Source organism: Bacillus arachidis, assembly GCF_030285945.1.
In the GTDB taxonomy this organism is placed as follows: domain Bacteria; phylum Bacillota; class Bacilli; order Bacillales; family Bacillaceae_G; genus Bacillus_A; species Bacillus_A arachidis.
Genome location: NZ_CP127376.1, coordinates 4182719 through 4198807, shown reverse-complemented (window position 1 = coordinate 4198807; position 16089 = coordinate 4182719). Strand labels below are relative to the sequence as shown.

The following is a 16089-nucleotide window of genomic DNA, read 5'->3' as shown; positions in this document are numbered from 1 at the left end:
TTTCTTTTTATTTATAAGTGATAAAGTGATTTTTAGCTGTGAACAAATTTGCCTTTCATGCGGAAAAAAGAGTGTCTTTTGTAGACACTCTTTTACATTACTTAATCCATTCAACAATCGTATCCATTGATTGACGAGTTTTATCATGTTTCGGTTCTTCTGCGCGATAACCGAAAGCAACTAGAACAGAAACACCGAATGATTCATCTGAAAGAATACCTTCTTCCTTTAAAACAGCTTCTACTTTTTCTTTATTGAACCCTTCAATAGGACAAGAATCAATGCCGATTTGGGCAGCGGCAGTCATCATATTTCCGAGAGCGATATAGGTTTGTCTAGAAGCCCAATCAAACATGGCACGGTCGCTTTCTAGTAATTGAAAATCAGACTCTTGAAATTCTTTATAAAAACCACGTTTCATCGTTATCACTTCTTCAGGGAGGTGTTGAATGTTTTTCATAAAGTTAGAAATATAGGATGAGTTATAAATCATCTCTTCTTTTTTACGAGCTAATATAATGACAAAGTGACTTGCTGTTGGTAATTGTTTTTGTGCACCCCATGCTACAGGGAGTAGTTTGTTGCGCAATTCTTGGTTTTGAATGACAACAAATCTCCAAGGCTCGAAGCCGAATGAACTTGGAGAAAGACGACCAGTTTCTAAAATAAAATGAAAATCCTCATCAGGGATTTTTTTATTTACATCAAATTCTTTACATGCATGTCTAAATTGATACGCTTTTAAAATTTCTTCTTTTGTAGGTTTCATTTAAACAACCACCTTTTTTAATTTACTTTTTTATAGTAAGTTGATTACAAAATTGATTCTACAATAGTACAATGAATGATGTAAGTACGCACATTTTTAGCATATAGTATCAATTTGTATACTAATGGAGAGTGAAAATATGGAACAGAAACATATAAATCGTTGTTCAGTAGAAGTAACGCTTGATGTAATCGGTGGAAAATGGAAAGGCGTTATTTTGTTTCATTTGATGAATGCTGAAGAGATACGCTTTAATCAATTTTTAAGATTGATGCCTGGTATTACACAACGCATGTTAACAAGGCAGCTTAGAGAGCTCGAGGCTGCAGGTGTCATTCACCGTGAGGTATATAAAGAAGTTCCACCAAAAGTGGAGTATTCTTTAACGAAATTCGGAAAATCTCTTACACCAATTATTACTCTTATGCGTGAGTGGGGAGAAGAATATCGTACACAAATAAAGTAATTGTATCTGAAATGTGAATAAAATTTGAACGAATTTGTGAAGAATTTTTGAATGAAGAAGGCGATGTGAGAAATATCACAACGTACCTTCTTCTTCTTTTCTATGATGGAGGCAACTAAAAAACATAGAAAATGAATAAAGAGCTTAAGCAAAAACATCGCAGTTTAAAAATATATTATAATAGAATGAAGACAGATAGAATTTAGCAGAAAAGGAGGGGTGACGATGCATGAGAAGATTACAGATTCTTTAGGGCGTCCACTTCAAGATTTACGCATCTCTGTCATTGATCGTTGTAATTTTCGGTGTATATATTGTATGCCAGCTGAAGTATTCGGACCTGATTATGCATTTTTGCAAGAAGAATTTTTGCTTACATTTGATGAGATTGAACGATTAGCAAAATTATTTGTAAACCTAGGTGTAAAGAAAATTAGATTAACAGGCGGTGAACCGCTGCTCAGAAAAGATTTACCAAAGCTTATTGAACGGCTTGTGAAGCTTGAAGGTTTAACGGATATTGGACTTACAACAAACGGTATTCATTTAACAAAACAAGCAGAGGCGTTAAAGGAAGCGGGATTACACCGAGTGAATGTTAGTTTAGATGCGATAGAGGACGAGGTATTTCGCAAAATTAACGGAAGGAATATTAGTACAAAACCTGTGCTAAAAGGGATTGCGGCAGCAAAAGAAGCTGGACTTGATGTGAAAGTGAATATGGTTGTGAAAAAAGGAATGAATGATAGTCAAATTCTTCCGATGGCCTCTTATTTTAAAGAGCAGGGAATTCCGCTTCGCTTTATCGAGTTTATGGACGTTGGCAGTACGAACGGATGGAATTTTGAACAAGTCATTACGAAACAAGAGTTGATTGAAAAGATTAGCAAGGTATATCCGATTGAACCTGCAGAACCTCATTATTTTGGAGAGGTTGCGAAGCGCTATCGTTATGCCGGAAGTGATGCGGAAGTTGGATTCATTACCTCAGTTTCTGAATCTTTCTGTTCTTCTTGTACAAGAGCACGGATTTCGGCAGAGGGGAAATTTTATACGTGTTTATTTGCAACGAAAGGAAAGGATTTACGGACGCTCCTTCGAACAGGAATTTCTGATTCCGATTTATTAGAGGTAGTGAAAGCTGTATGGGAATACCGGACAGATCGGTATTCTGATGAGCGGACTGAAGAAAGTGCAAATAATCGTCCGAAAATTGAAATGTCTTATATCGGAGGATAAGAAAGGGGGATGCAGCGTGCAGGAGCGTTATTCAAGACAAATATTGTTCTCGGGAATTGGCGGGACAGGACAAAGGAAAATAAGAGAAAAGCATGTACTCATTATTGGTGCCGGTGCACTAGGCGCAGCAAATGCAGAGGCGATTGTGAGGGCGGGAATTGGAAAACTGACGATTGCAGACCGCGATTATGTCGAGTGGAGCAACTTACAAAGGCAACAGTTATATACAGAAGCAGATGCAAAAGAGTATAAGCCAAAAGCAGTTGCAGCGGCTGAACGTTTAAGGCAGATTAATTCTGAAGTAGAAATCGTACCGGTTGTAACGGATGTAGCGGTGCAAGAAATGGAAGAGCTCATTCAGAATGTAGATTTAATATTAGACGCGACTGATAATTTTGAAACACGTCTTCTCATTAATGATATTTCACAAAAATACAATATTCCTTGGATATACGGAGGATGCGTTGGAAGCTACGGCGTCACATATACAATTATTCCTGGGAAAACACCGTGTTTCCGTTGTTTGATGGAGCATCCATCAAGCGGCGCGACATGTGATACGGCTGGAATTATACAGCCAGCTGTACAAATAGTTTCCAGTCATCAAGTGACAGAGGCACTTAAAATATTGGTAGAAGATTTTGGGGCGCTTCGTGAAACGATGCTGTCATTTGATCTTTGGAACAATCAGTATATGGCGTTTAAAGTAAATAGACAGAAAAAAGATACGTGTTTATCTTGTGGAAAACTGCGCACGTATCCAAGTATAGCGTTTGAATCGCAAATGAAAACCGAAGTATTATGTGGACGAAATACGGTGCAAATCCGTCCGGGAGTGCCACAAATTCTTAACCTAAAAGAAATTAAAAAGCGCTTACAAAAAAGTGTGGATGTACAAATGACACCGTACTTATTATCGTTTCTGATTGATGAATATCGTTTTGTGTTATTTACAGATGGTAGAGCGTTTATTCACGGAACGAATGATACGACGGTGGCGAAGGGATTATATGCAAGATATATAGGATGAACCTAAAGGAAAACCTTTAGGTTCAAAGGATTAGGAATGTGGATTTCTCGCGTAGTCTCCACTCTTCCCGCCTGTTTTTTCAAGTAAATATGTCTCGCCGATAATCATACCTTTATCAACAGCTTTACACATATCATACACAGTAAGAGCGGTCGCAGAAGCTGCTGTTAAAGCTTCCATTTCAACGCCAGTACTACCTTCTGTTTTGACCTTTACTTCAATAAGCAGACGATATTGTTCTTTCGCTGTTTCCCAGTCGAAGGAGACATCTACTCCTTTTAGAAGTAAAGGGTGGCACATCGGAATAATATCAGAAGTGCGTTTTGCAGCCATAATACCAGCAATTTGTGCGACGGCTAATACATCGCCTTTACCAATTTCATTATGGGAGATTTTATCATAAATTTCTTTTGTAACTAAGATGCTAGAACGAGCAATTGCTGTTCGTACTGTTACTTTTTTATCGCTAATATCGACCATTTTTGCACGGCCTTGGTCATTAAAGTGAGTGAATGAAGACATGGGATTCCTCCTTGAAGTAATTGCTATTATGATTAGCATTGTACAATATAAAGTGTAATCAAGATGTGATATTTTGCAAATATGGGGTGAAAACAATGTTAGAAAAACGAGTACCAATTCCAGTTGCTGAAGCAGTAGCGAGGGTGATGAGGTATGCTGAGCAAGGTGAAACAGAAAAAGTTTCTATTACCGAAAGCTACGGGAAAATTCTTGGAGAAGATGTTGTAGCAGATCATGATGTCCCTCATTTTGATCGTTCTCCCTATGACGGATTTGCGATTCGAGCAGAAGATACGAAAGAGGCGAGTCAAAATCATTCGATTGAGTTTGAAGTGATAGGAGAAATCGGAGCTGGTTCTGTTTTTACAGATGAAGTAAAGAGCTTCGAGGCAGTTCGGATTATGACCGGGGCAGCGATTCCAAAAGATTGCGACGCAGTTGTTATGTTGGAGCTGACAGAAGGATTTGAAAGAAACGGAAAAACATATATGAAGTTAAAACGTTCTTTTCAAGCTGGTGATAATGTTTCATTTAAAGGTGAAGATGTAAAACGAAATCAAATACTTGTGAAAAAAGGCACGAAGATTAATCCTGGTGTAGCGGCGCTTTTAGCTACATTTGGCTATAGTTCAGTAAACGTGATAAAACAGCCTGTAGTTGGGATTATAACAACTGGAAGTGAATTGTTAGAAGTACATGAACCACTTCAGCCAGGAAAAATTAGAAATAGTAATTCTTATATGATTGCAGCTCAAATTACTAAAGCCGGCGGGAAAGTCAAATATTATGGGCAACTTGCTGACGATTTAGAGGTTTGCTATGAAGCTGTAAAAGCGGCACTGGATGAAGTGGATATATTGATTACAACGGGCGGTGTTTCGGTAGGTGATTATGATTACTTGCCTGCGATTTATGAAAAATTAAATGCCAATGTTCTTTTTAATAAAATTGCGATGCGGCCAGGGAGTGTAACGACTGTAGCTGAAGTAACTGGGAAGCTGTTGTTTGGGTTATCCGGTAACCCGGCTGCTTGTTATGTCGGATTTGAATTACTTGTTCATCCGGTTATGCAAACATTCCTTCATGCGAAAGAACCACATGCATATCGTACAGATGCCGTATTACAGAAAGATTTTCCAAAGGCAAATCCATTTACACGATTTGTAAGGGGAAAGGCAGAGTTTATGAATGGCCAGCTACAAGCTATGCCAGTAGGACTCGACAAATCAAGCGCAATTTCTTCTCTTGCGGAAAGCAACGCTTTAATTGTACTACCAGGAGGAACAAGAGGATTTGAAGCTGGAATGATAGTTTCAGTGTTATTACTAGAATCAAGCCAAGGAAGTGAGTGGCCGTGGGCAGAACCGCTCCAATCTTACAAATAGTCGGCTATCAAAATAGCGGCAAAACGACGCTCACTGAGAAATTGATTCAAGCTTTTTCACATGAAGGTATGAAAGTTGCCACAATTAAGCATCACGGACATGGGGGCTATCCTGAGGTACCGCAAAAGGATAGTGAACGTCATAGGCAAGCGGGTGCGATTGTTAGCAGTGTAGAAGGAGCTGGATTACTATCACTTTCTTCTCTTCGGGATAAGTGGTCTTTGCAGGAAATCATTCGATTATATGAGTTTTTTGAAATAGATCTCATTTTAATTGAAGGATATAAAACAGAAAATTATCCAAAGGTAGTTTTGCTTCGTTCAATTGAGGATATTTCTTTATTAAATCAAGTAGAAAATGTGATGGCGGTTATCACCTGGAATGACGCCATAGAAGGTTTACGAGAAACATATAAAACTTTCCATATAACAGAGGAAGAAACTTATATGAAATGGCTCGTACAAACAGTAAGGGGTGCAAGATGACACATAGGTATTATGAAGTAGTAGATACACCAATTTCAATTGAAGAGGTTACAAATAAAGTCATTCGCCGTGAATGTGGTGCTGTGACAACTTTCACTGGTACTGTAAGAGAATTTACAAAAGGGCGCCGTACGTTATATTTAGAGTACGCAGCCTATAAGACAATGGCTGAAAAAATGCTTGCAAAAATTGGAGATGAAGTGAAAGAGAAGTGGCTTGGGACACACGTTGCGATTACACATCGCATCGGCACACTTCAAATTTCGGATATCGCCGTTGTTGTTGCTGTATCAACACCGCACCGGAAAGCTGCGTATGAAGCGAATGAATACATCATGGAACGCATTAAACAAATTGTTCCGATTTGGAAAAAGGAGTTTTGGGAAGATGGCGATTCATGGATTGGTGATCAATTAGAAAAAACGCCTTATCCAAATGGAGAACCTGGAAAGGAGATGAGAAAATGATTCAAGTATTATTATTTGCGCATTTACAAGAAGAAGCCGGAACAAACGAGCTAAAAATAGACTGTGAAAATATTACCGTTGCAGAATTAAAGGATATGATTGTAAAAGAACATCATATCGCAGTTTCAGAGCAAATTATGGTTGCTATCAATGAGGAATATGCAAATGAAGATGACAAAATACAATCTGGTGATGTTGTCGCATTGATTCCGCCAGTGAGCGGTGGTTGATTTTTTCCAGTCTAATCACGGAAGTACGTGATTAGACTGGAGGGAATTAACACACATTGTGAAATACTGAACAAAATAGGAGGCGGAAAGGATGAAAAGTCCGAATTTTCAGTTAGGTTTACAAACTTCTAATCTTATTATTGGCTTTATGGTATGGGTGATTTTATCTTCGCTAATGCCATTTATTAAAGCAGACATTGCGTTAACAGCAGGACAAATTTCCCTTGTTACAGCAGTACCCGTTATTTTAGGATCGGTGCTTCGAATACCAATTGGTTATTGGACCAATCGTTACGGAGCGAGAAAATTATTCTTTATAAGCTTTATTATTTTACTATTCCCTGTCTTTTATATTAGTATTGCGAATTCGATGATGGATTTAATTATTGGCGGTTTATTTGCAGGGATTGGCGGAGCTGTATTCTCTGTAGGGGTAACGTCCTTACCGAAGTATTATCCAAAAGAGCGTCACGGTTTTGTAAATGGTATTTACGGTGTAGGAAATGCAGGGACAGCAGTTACATCTTTCTTAGCACCTGTTATTGCGACTTCATTTGGATGGAGAGCAACTGTCCAATCCTTTTTAATCTTACTTGCTATTTTCGCACTTCTGAATTTTTTACTAGGTGATCGTAATGAGAGAAAAGTGAACACACCATTAATGGAACAGTTAAAAGGTGTATACAAAAATGAAAAACTTTGGTTCTTATGTATTTTCTATTTCTTAACTTTTGGCTCATTTGTTGCATTTACAGTATACTTACCAAATTTCCTAGTATCTCATTTCGGACTTGAAAAAGTAGATGCAGGTATGCGGACAGCTGGATTCATCGTATTGGCAACGATTATGCGCCCAATTGGTGGTTGGCTCGGTGATAAATTTAATCCATTTAAAATTTTAATCTTCGTATTTATTGCTCTTACATTATCTGGAATTATTTTATCATTTATGCCAAGTATGAACGTATATACATTTGGTTGCTTACTAGTCGCATTCTGCGCTGGAATTGGAAATGGAACAATCTTCAAACTAGTACCAATGTACTTTTCTGAGCAAGCAGGGGTTGTAAATGGACTTGTCGCAGCTTTAGGTGGTTTAGGAGGATTTTTCCCTCCATTAATTTTAACGTTACTATTCCAACTAACAGGTCATTATGCAATTGGATTTATGGCACTTTCAGAAGTGGCGCTTGCATGTTTAATTATTACGGTGTGGATGTACAGTCAAGAGAAGTTGTTAGTGATGTTAAATAGTAAATAAAACAAGAAAAAGATGTCTGTAAGTAGACATCTTTTTCTTGTTTAGGCAAAAAAAAATAGCCGAATGCTATTTTAAATTTGTATATTAATGATTGATTGTATCTTGAAGGAAATCAGTTGCTTGATTTTCTGAAAGATCTTGCACAAGTGCAACTTCACTAACTAAAATTCTGCGCGCGTTGTCTAACATTTGCTTCTCACTTGCATTTAACGCTCTTTCTTTATTGCGGTGAATTAAATCACGAACAACTTCAGCGCCGTCTAGGAGATTCCCGTTTTTCATCTTCTCCATGTTTATATTGTATCTTTGTTTCCATGGGAGTGAGTGGTCAGGTTCGCCATTATGAACATCAACTAATACATCGTTTAATGTATCTTTGTCAACAACAAAACGTATACCTGAACTTTTAACTTTATCCACAGGAATCATCACTTGCATATCACTAATAACCATGTGTATTACACAGTACTGACGTGTTTGTCCTAATACTTCTTTATCCTCAATTGCTTCGACTATTCCTGCTCCATGCATAGGGTAAACAATCTTATCACCAATTTGAAACAAATCATCCACCTCCATATGTGGTAACTACTCTTAATGATAACACATATGTATAAAAATGTCAAATTTTATATAATATCATAAAAATGACATTTGAGTCAATAAGTTGTGTGGCGATTTTTAGGGTGTTTTTTGTAAAAGGTAATTGTTCGTAAAAATAAGAGGCATATCCACTCATTTTTAATCATAAAATGCAAAATCGTTAATACAATATACCTAAATCCGTTCTTTTTAAAGGAGGGAGAGAAGGTGGGGCGCACAATTAAAATTGATATTACGAATAGGGTAGTAGCAAGATTTAAATCAAATTATTTAGAATTATATACAAGTAAATTTATGATAGGTAAGTTTTATGTCTATACTGAAGATAAGCAATATGTATTAGAAGACGGATATATATATGAAGATGGTAAGTTTTATCGCATCATAGATACGCACCGTGGCAATAATCGAGCGGCGGAGAGCTGTGATCTAGGATGGTGTTAACATGATCCGCGTTAAGGTGTTTGATGAAAGTCATGAAAAGGACTTAGAAGATTCCGTAAATGTGTTTTTGAAGAAGCTGGATGATGAACAGTTTGTAGATATTAAATATCAAGTTGGTGTATCGATTAATGACGATGAAAATCAAATTTATTGTTTCTCGGCGATGGTAGTCTATAAAACATAAAAAAGGGCTGGGGATCCAGCTCTTTTTTATGTTTTAAGTAGACATTATATGGATTGGTAAAGTGTTCATAATGGATTGTAGGGCCAGTTTTTCTTTTCTAGCTGGAACTGTTTCACTGGTGTTTGTCCTGTTGAAAAAATGTTGAGAATTTCTCAACAGGCAAATGGAGATCGCTTGACGTGAAACTAAAAGGTGTTATATTATAAAGTGAAACCAAAAGGTGTTACATTGTAACGGCCTATATAAAGGAGAAATAGTATGGATCAGCAAAATACATTACAAGATATTAAACAAACAGTTATTTTTGAAGCGCCTATTCAAAAAGTATGGAATGTAGTATCAACTTCAGAAGGGATTACGTCTTGGTTTATGCCAAATGACTTTGAGCCGAAGGTAGGACATGAGTTTCATGTACAATCACCTTTTGGACCATCTCCATGCAAGGTGTTAGAAATTGATGAGCCTTATCGTTTATCTTTTTCATGGGATACAGATGGTTGGATCGTTTCATTTATTTTGAAAGATTTAGGGGATAAAACGGAGTTTACTCTTATTCATGGTGGGTGGAAACAGCCTGATACAATTCTTCCGAAAGCAAACGAGAAAAGTTCTGTTATTCAGGATAGAATGGCAGGCGGCTGGGTAGCGATTGTAAATGAAAAACTGAAAAGGGTTGTTGAAGGATAAGTGTCCTCATCAGCAGCGAAATATGATGTCTTTCAAGCAATTGCTGATCCAACCCGTAGAGAAGTACTCCGGTTATTAACAGAAAAAGAATTACCAATTTCTAAAATAACAGATCACTTTCCAATGAGTCGTACAGCTGTAGCGAAACACCTTCACATTCTTTCAGAAGCGAAATTAGTAAGCGGAAGAAAAGTTGGGAGAGAAAAGATATATCGGTTGCAGCCTGAGCCGTTGGCTGAATTACAGCAGTGGCTTTCCTATTATGAACAGTTTTGGAACAATAAATTGTCCATGCTGAAATACGTGGTGGAAAATGAGGAATAAGTGTTGTGAAATATGAACGCTTGATATAAAAAAAGGATGATCGTTATATGCGATCATCCTTTTTATTACTGTTCAGCTGTCTGACTGCTAGGCTTTAATAGAAGCCAACCGATAAATAGTGTAAGAAGTGCGAGCACAAATGTACTCATATAAATAACATGGACACTAGAAGCTAATGCTTCTTGTGATTTTGTTACGACATTTGCTGTGCCGTGCCCGCCTGAGATAAGGTCCACGTTTTGTATTCCTTGTTTATGAATCATCGTATTAAAGATTGTTCCGAAGATAGCGGCACCTAATGTTTGGCTAAATGTATTAATAAATGTGTTTAAGCCGACTGCTGTACCGCGTGTATGTGCAGGAACAGCTGCTTGTATGGTTACCATATAAATTGGTGTAATAAGCCCCATTCCTAGGCCGAATAGTCCAACAGCAACATAAATTAGAAATGCTGGTGAATGAATTGATAATGTGAATAATAAGAAGGTAGCGACTGATAAAATGCTAGCTCCAAGTAAAATGATTTGTTTCGTTTGTAACTTACCAACCAAATTCCCAGAGAAAATTGCACCGAATGTCCACATAACAGGAATTGGCATAAGAATAAGTCCTGCTTCTGTTGCATTTTTTCCTAATACACCTTGGCTCCAGATTGGAAGATACATTGTAATACTAATAATCATGGCGCCGGCAATCAGTGTTAGGATATTTACAGTTGATAACGTACGATTAGAGAAAAGTGCTAACGGAATTAATGGTTCCGGAGATTTTCTCTCAACGAACAAGAAAATAAGGAATGAAACAGCCGCAAAGATTAAAAGACCTATAATTGTAATGTCGCCCCAGTTTTGCTTACTGCTTCCTGTTAAGAGTGCATAGAGTAACGCGATTGTACTTAGTGAGAAGATGATTGCACCAGGATAATCGATATGGTGTTTTGCTGGTTTGATTGACTCTTTGTAAGAAATTGCAATCATCGCACAAGCAAGAATTCCAAATGGAACGTTTAAGAAAAAGATGTAGCGCCAAGAAAGAGAATCAACTAAAAATCCACCTACTAGCGGCCCAACAACACCTGAAACACCCCAAACAGCACTCATCCAGCCTTGTGCTTTTGCACGATCTTTCGCTTCACTATATAAGTCTCCGATAATCGTCATTGTAATTGGCATAACAGCGCCGGCACCTATACCTTGAAGAGCGCGAAAGAAGATTAATTGTTCCATCGATGTCACGACTCCGCATAGTGCAGAACCGATTAAAAAGATGGCTGCGCCGATGAGCAGTACTTTTTTACGTCCGAATAAATCGGCTAGTTTTCCGTAGATTGGAGTCGAGACTGCAGTTGCGAGCATATAAATCGCATATACCCAGCTAACAAGTTCAACGCCTGATAAATCACTCGTTATACGAGGGATTGCTGTACTAACAATCGTTCCTTCCACAGCGGAAAGAAACGTCATTAACATTAAAGATATCATGACTTTTTTTCTCATATGTTTTCCCCTTTATAATATTCAACAATATAAAATATAAAGCTACTAAGCTACATAAGGCAACAAAAAAGAAACAGGAGTGGAAAAAATCCCCTCTTGTTTCTTTTTTAGTACTGCACTTTTGCATTTTGCCCAGCAGTTGTTCCGGCAATCCGGCCTGTAACAAGAGCGGAAGTAATATTATAGCCGCCTGTATAGCCATGAATATCAAGAACTTCTCCGCAGAAGTATAAGCCATTCGTTAATTTAGAAGCCATTTCTTTCGGGTAAATTTCTTTAACAGAAACGCCGCCGCCTGTCACGAATGCTTTTTCAAGTGGCTGTGTACCGTTTACTGTTACTTTGAATTCTTTAAAGTCTTTCACAAGTGCGCGAATCTTTTCGTGAGAAACTTGCCCAGCTTGTTCGCTACCGTCAATTCCGTTTCTTTCTAATAAGAATAGGAAATAACGTTCAGGAACATATCCTTTTAACACATTTTTGATTCCTTTTTTCGGTTCTTCTTTCATTTGTTTCATCATGCGCTGGAAGAGCTGTTCACTATTTTCTTCTGGTAGTGCATCGATGCTCATTTCGACCGCACGCATTTTAAATTTTTTCATCGTTTTTACAACGAATTGGCTACAGCGAAGAGCAGCTGGACCAGAAATACCAAAGTGGGTAAAGAGCATGTCCATTTTATGAGAAATGACAACTTTGCCTTTGGGATTTAATACGCTTAAGTTTACATCGCGTAAAGCAAGACCCTGCAGTGTACGATCACGGATAAATGGTTCATTTGAAGTAATTGGTACCTCTGTTGGGAAAAGCTCAGTAATTGTATGCCCAGCTTTTTCAGCCCAAGCGTAACCATCTCCAGTTGAGCCAGTATGAGGAACAGATTTCCCGCCAACAGCAACTACCACATGATTTGTTTCAAGCACTTCACCTGTTTGGAGTACAACGGCTTTCGTTTGTCCATTTTCATATTCAACAGTTTCAACGGGTGTATTTGTACGCACCTTAACACCGAGTTCTTTTAGACGTATTAATAACGCATCAACAACAGATTGCGCTTTATTAGATACAGGGAACATGCGGCCATGGTCTTCTTCTTTTAGCTTTACGCCAAGCTTTTCGAAGAATGTAATAATATCTTCATTATTAAAAATAGAGAAAGCGCTGTATAAAAAGCGACCGTTTCCTGGTATATGTTTTACAATTTCATCAAGTGGTAAACGGTTTGTGACATTACAGCGCCCGCCGCCAGAAATTGCAAGTTTACGTCCTAATTTATTTCCTTTATCAAGAAGCAAGACACGCGCGCCTTCTTCCGCAGCACCGATTGCGGCCATTAATCCTGAAGGGCCACCCCCGATGACAATCACATCATAATGCATAGTATATCGACCTCATTTTCTACATTTCCTGCCTAAAAGAATAGCATGTTTTCGTAGAAAAGAAAAATTCAGTGAGGTACTGTTTCTCTGAAAAATTGTGGTACAATACAAAGGTTAGAGTTCAGCGTTATATATGTAGGAGGATCATCTATGTCCGATTCAAAATTTCTGCGCGGAACGCTTATTGTGACGTTAGGAACTTTTTTAGTTAAGTTCTTAGGCATGATTTACGTCTTTCCATTTCATGCATTAGTTGGCACAGAAGGCGGAACGCTCTATACGTATGGATACATTCCATATACAATCTTTTTAAGTATTGCAACGGCGGGAGTGCCGCTTGCTGTTTCAAAGTTTGTTTCCAAATATAATGCACTTGGAGATTATAAAACGAGCCGGAGAATGTTCCGTTCGGGAATGGTTATGATGATTGCAACAGGGATTCTTTCTTTCCTAGTGCTTTACATGACTGCGCCATTATTTGCACACGCAATGCTCGGGAAACAAAGTGTACACAATAATATAGAAGACGTTACAATGATTATTCGTCTCGTAAGTTTTGCGCTTATTGTTGTACCTGCAGCAAGTTTAATTCGTGGTTTCTTCCAAGGTCATCAATCAATGGGACCGACGACAGTTTCACAAATTATTGAACAAATTATCCGCATTGTCTTTTTACTAGCGGGTAGTTTTATTGTTATTAAAGTGATAGGTGGCTCGGTAGCAACCGCTGTTGGAGTGGCAACTTTTGCAGCATTTGTTTCAGCTGTGGGAGCGCTTGGTGTGTTGATTTGGTACTGGTTAAAACGTAAAAAACATCTCGATCAATATTTAATTGAACAAACTGTACCAGAATCAACAGTAAGTACACTTCAATTATTTAAAGAATTATTTGCATATGCAATTCCTTATGTTGTCATTGGATTAACAATTCCTTTATATCAACAAATTGATACATTAACATTTAACTCTATTATGCAAGCAATTGGACAAGGGGATATTGCAGAGAGAGCACTTGGTATTTTTACGATGTGGACGCATAAGTTAATTATGATTCCTGTGTCGCTTGCAACGGCGTTTAGTTTAACGCTTGTTCCAGCAATCACAAAATCATTTACAGAAAAACAATTTCGTTATTTAAAATTACAAATTACGCAAACATTCCAGGCAAATATGTTTTTAACATTACCAGCGGTAGTTGGTATTTCTACGCTTGCGTATCCAATTTATACAGCGTTTTATGAAAAGGATCCATTAGGTGGACAAATCCTTATGTGGTATGCACCAGTTGCGTTATTATTTGCTTTATTTACAGTGACTGCGGCAATCTTACAAGGGATTAACCAACAAAAACATGCGATTATTGCGCTTGGCATGGGCGTTGTTTTGAAGTTTTTATGTAATGTGATTTTAATCCGTTACTTCGGTACAATTGGAGCTGTTTTAGCAACAGGTATTGGATTCTTAGCTTCTATTTTATATACGAATAAACAAATTCGAAAACATGCACACTATTCATTTGGTGTTGTATATAAACGAACATTCCAAATTGCAATATTAACAATTGTGATGGTCGTTGTCGTAAAACTATCACAAGGACTTCTATCCTTTGTGATTTCACCTGAGAGCCGGTTTGGTGCACTTATTACCGTTGCAGTTTGTGCAGGGATTGGTGGCCTTACTTACGGACTTTTAGCAATCCGCACAGGAGTACTAGAAAGAGTATTTGGCGGGGAAGCTTTAGAAAAGATACAGCGTAAACTTGGTAGTAGATTGAAATTAAAGATGAAGTCAAAAGGGGCGTAATACACGTCCCCTTTTCTATGATAAATAAAGAAGGTGAAAGAATTGAGATTAGATAAATTGTTAGCAAACATGGGATACGGAAGTAGAAAAGAAGTAAAGAAATTATTAAAGGATGGCGTTGTAAAAATTGATGGAACGCCAGTAAAAGATGCGAAGTTTCATGTGAATGTAGAGGAGCAAGAAGTTACAATTCATGGAGAAGTTGTTGAATACAAAGAATTTGTATATTTAATGATGCATAAACCACAAGGCGTTATTTCTGCGACAGAAGATGACAATCATGAAACAGTTGTTGATTTATTAGAACTTGAAGATGCGATTTTTGAGCCGTTTCCAGTTGGAAGACTTGATATTGATACAGAAGGTTTTCTACTATTAACAAATGACGGTAAATTAGCGCATCAGTTATTATCTCCGAAAAAGCATGTGCCGAAAAAATATTATGCACACGTAGCTGGAGTTGTAACAGAGAAAGATATAGAAGAATTTGCAAAAGGTGTTATTTTAGATGATGGCTATGAAACAAAGCCGGGTGATCTTACCATTTTGAAAAGTGACGATGTTTCTGAAATCGAGCTTGTGATTACAGAAGGGAAATTCCATCAAGTGAAGCGTATGTTTGAAGCGGTTGGGAAAAAAGTTGTCTACTTAAAGAGAACAGAGATGGGACCTTTAGTATTAGATGAAGAATTAGAGCTTGGTCAATACCGTGAATTAACAGATGAAGAAGTAGAAATGTTAAAAACGTATCAAATTCAAACAGAGAGTCAAGAGTGAGACCGATTCCAAAAATAGAAAGAACCCCTTTCTAATTTCACAGAAAGGGGTATGTATTATATTTTAGATACAATTGTTTTCGTTATGAGGTCATTCTCACTTTCTTTCCTGTTGTTGTCCACTTACCGCGGCAAGGGCTATACACGAGTTCATTAAATTGCAACACATTCAGATCACGTTGTATCGTTCGCGGTGTGATCCCGAACTCATCTACAAGGTCTTTCGTCGTTACCGTACCATTCTCATTGATGTACATATAAATTGATTTAATGCGTGTTAGCATACGAGTAGTCGTAGGTTTCAAGAGAAAACCACTCCTCTACTAGTTTTTTTGACCCCATTCAGGAAAGAAGGTCTTTACTTCCATTGTACTCCACTAGACAAATTTCATGCTTAAACCTAGTTAAATTTTACAAAAGTTTAACAAATATGAAAATAGAAAAATATTGGTAGTTGACATTCTATGTCTCTTCTATCAACTATCACATAAATTTCTACGTAAACCGCCAAATTCCTGCAAATTTTTTTAAAAAATAAA

At 37.6% G+C, this 16089-nt stretch carries 20 protein-coding genes; 14 read left to right on the top strand and 6 right to left on the bottom strand.

The genetic code is table 11. From position 1 onward, the window contains the following. Positions 1-97: 97 nt before the first annotated feature. Positions 98-769, bottom strand: a complete 672-nt coding sequence (locus QRY57_RS23230) for an NAD(P)H-dependent oxidoreductase (RefSeq protein ID WP_286016213.1) — start codon at positions 767-769, stop codon at positions 98-100. Between the two features lie 139 nt (positions 770-908). Here QRY57_RS23230 and QRY57_RS23225 point away from each other — a divergent pair, with 139 nt between their 5' ends. The 3 genes from QRY57_RS23225 to QRY57_RS23215 all read left to right on the top strand — a co-directional run bounded on the left by QRY57_RS23225 (position 909) and on the right by QRY57_RS23215 (position 3504). Further along, entirely contained in the window at positions 909-1235 is a 327-nt protein-coding gene (locus QRY57_RS23225) for a winged helix-turn-helix transcriptional regulator (protein ID WP_026593752.1), read from the top strand. A gap of 225 nt (positions 1236-1460) precedes the next feature. After that, entirely contained in the window at positions 1461-2474 is a 1014-nt protein-coding gene (moaA, locus tag QRY57_RS23220) for a GTP 3',8-cyclase MoaA (protein WP_286016212.1), read from the top strand. A gap of 16 nt (positions 2475-2490) precedes the next feature. Then, positions 2491-3504, top strand: a complete 1014-nt coding sequence (locus tag QRY57_RS23215) for a molybdopterin-synthase adenylyltransferase MoeB (protein WP_286016211.1) — start codon at positions 2491-2493, stop codon at positions 3502-3504. Between the two features lie 30 nt (positions 3505-3534). Here the strand turns inward: QRY57_RS23215 and moaC are convergent, their stop codons facing one another. After that, entirely contained in the window at positions 3535-4026 is a 492-nt protein-coding gene (gene moaC / locus QRY57_RS23210) for a cyclic pyranopterin monophosphate synthase MoaC (protein ID WP_208017275.1), read from the bottom strand. 95 nt (positions 4027-4121) lie between these two features. Here moaC and QRY57_RS23205 point away from each other — a divergent pair, with 95 nt between their 5' ends. The 5 genes from QRY57_RS23205 to QRY57_RS23185 all read left to right on the top strand — a co-directional run bounded on the left by QRY57_RS23205 (position 4122) and on the right by QRY57_RS23185 (position 7854). After that, a complete protein-coding gene (locus tag QRY57_RS23205; RefSeq protein WP_286016210.1) occupies positions 4122-5411 on the top strand; it encodes a molybdopterin molybdotransferase MoeA in 1290 nt (429 codons plus the stop codon). Beyond that, positions 5375-5896: a molybdopterin-guanine dinucleotide biosynthesis protein B gene (mobB, locus tag QRY57_RS23200; protein ID WP_286016209.1), complete on the top strand. Its 522-nt coding sequence runs from the start codon at positions 5375-5377 to the stop codon at positions 5894-5896. The genes QRY57_RS23205 and mobB overlap by 37 nt, the downstream gene beginning before the upstream one ends. After that, entirely contained in the window at positions 5893-6363 is a 471-nt protein-coding gene (locus QRY57_RS23195; protein ID WP_286016208.1) for a molybdenum cofactor biosynthesis protein MoaE, read from the top strand. Before mobB ends, QRY57_RS23195 begins: the two co-directional genes overlap by 4 nt. Beyond that, positions 6360-6593, top strand: a complete 234-nt coding sequence (gene moaD, locus QRY57_RS23190; RefSeq protein WP_286016207.1) for a molybdopterin converting factor subunit 1 — start codon at positions 6360-6362, stop codon at positions 6591-6593. The genes QRY57_RS23195 and moaD overlap by 4 nt, the downstream gene beginning before the upstream one ends. A 91-nt stretch (positions 6594-6684) precedes the next feature. Then, complete coding sequence (locus tag QRY57_RS23185) at positions 6685-7854, top strand: nitrate/nitrite transporter (protein WP_286016206.1); 1170 nt, start codon at positions 6685-6687, stop codon at positions 7852-7854. An 84-nt stretch (positions 7855-7938) separates the two neighbouring features. On the opposite strand, the gene QRY57_RS23180 is transcribed toward QRY57_RS23185, so the two are convergent. Beyond that, positions 7939-8433, bottom strand: a complete 495-nt coding sequence (locus tag QRY57_RS23180) for a CarD family transcriptional regulator (protein WP_286016205.1) — start codon at positions 8431-8433, stop codon at positions 7939-7941. Between the two features lie 231 nt (positions 8434-8664). On the opposite strand from QRY57_RS23180, the gene QRY57_RS23175 reads away from it, so the two are divergent. The 4 genes from QRY57_RS23175 (at position 8665) to QRY57_RS23160 (ending at position 10096) form a co-directional block, all read left to right on the top strand. After that, positions 8665-8901: a DUF2553 family protein gene (locus QRY57_RS23175; RefSeq protein WP_090688015.1), complete on the top strand. Its 237-nt coding sequence runs from the start codon at positions 8665-8667 to the stop codon at positions 8899-8901. A gap of 1 nt (position 8902) precedes the next feature. Beyond that, the gene (locus QRY57_RS23170) at positions 8903-9085 is read left to right on the top strand and encodes a sporulation protein Cse60 (RefSeq protein WP_026593741.1); all 183 of its coding nucleotides are present in this window, start codon (positions 8903-8905) and stop codon (positions 9083-9085) included. A gap of 258 nt (positions 9086-9343) precedes the next feature. Beyond that, the gene (locus QRY57_RS23165) at positions 9344-9772 is read left to right on the top strand and encodes an SRPBCC family protein (protein ID WP_286016204.1); all 429 of its coding nucleotides are present in this window, start codon (positions 9344-9346) and stop codon (positions 9770-9772) included. After that, positions 9773-10096, top strand: a complete 324-nt coding sequence (locus QRY57_RS23160; RefSeq protein WP_286016203.1) for an ArsR/SmtB family transcription factor — start codon at positions 9773-9775, stop codon at positions 10094-10096. A gap of 65 nt (positions 10097-10161) precedes the next feature. Here QRY57_RS23160 and QRY57_RS23155 read toward each other — a convergent pair whose 3' ends face one another. Continuing rightward, positions 10162-11592, bottom strand: a complete 1431-nt coding sequence (locus tag QRY57_RS23155; RefSeq protein WP_286016202.1) for an MDR family MFS transporter — start codon at positions 11590-11592, stop codon at positions 10162-10164. A 107-nt stretch (positions 11593-11699) separates the two neighbouring features. Then, positions 11700-12971, bottom strand: coding sequence for a BaiN/RdsA family NAD(P)/FAD-dependent oxidoreductase (locus tag QRY57_RS23150; protein WP_286016201.1), 1272 nt, complete (start codon positions 12969-12971; stop codon positions 11700-11702). A 150-nt stretch (positions 12972-13121) separates the two neighbouring features. On the opposite strand from QRY57_RS23150, the gene QRY57_RS23145 reads away from it, so the two are divergent. Together QRY57_RS23145 and QRY57_RS23140 are read left to right on the top strand one after the other, a co-directional pair. Next, positions 13122-14774, top strand: a complete 1653-nt coding sequence (locus QRY57_RS23145) for a putative polysaccharide biosynthesis protein (protein ID WP_286016200.1) — start codon at positions 13122-13124, stop codon at positions 14772-14774. 42 nt (positions 14775-14816) lie between these two features. Further along, complete coding sequence (locus tag QRY57_RS23140; protein WP_090688000.1) at positions 14817-15551, top strand: pseudouridine synthase; 735 nt, start codon at positions 14817-14819, stop codon at positions 15549-15551. 82 nt (positions 15552-15633) lie between these two features. Here the strand turns inward: QRY57_RS23140 and QRY57_RS23135 are convergent, their stop codons facing one another. After that, complete coding sequence (locus QRY57_RS23135) at positions 15634-15855, bottom strand: DeoR family transcriptional regulator (RefSeq protein WP_000805512.1); 222 nt, start codon at positions 15853-15855, stop codon at positions 15634-15636. Positions 15856-16089: the final 234 nt, after the last annotated feature.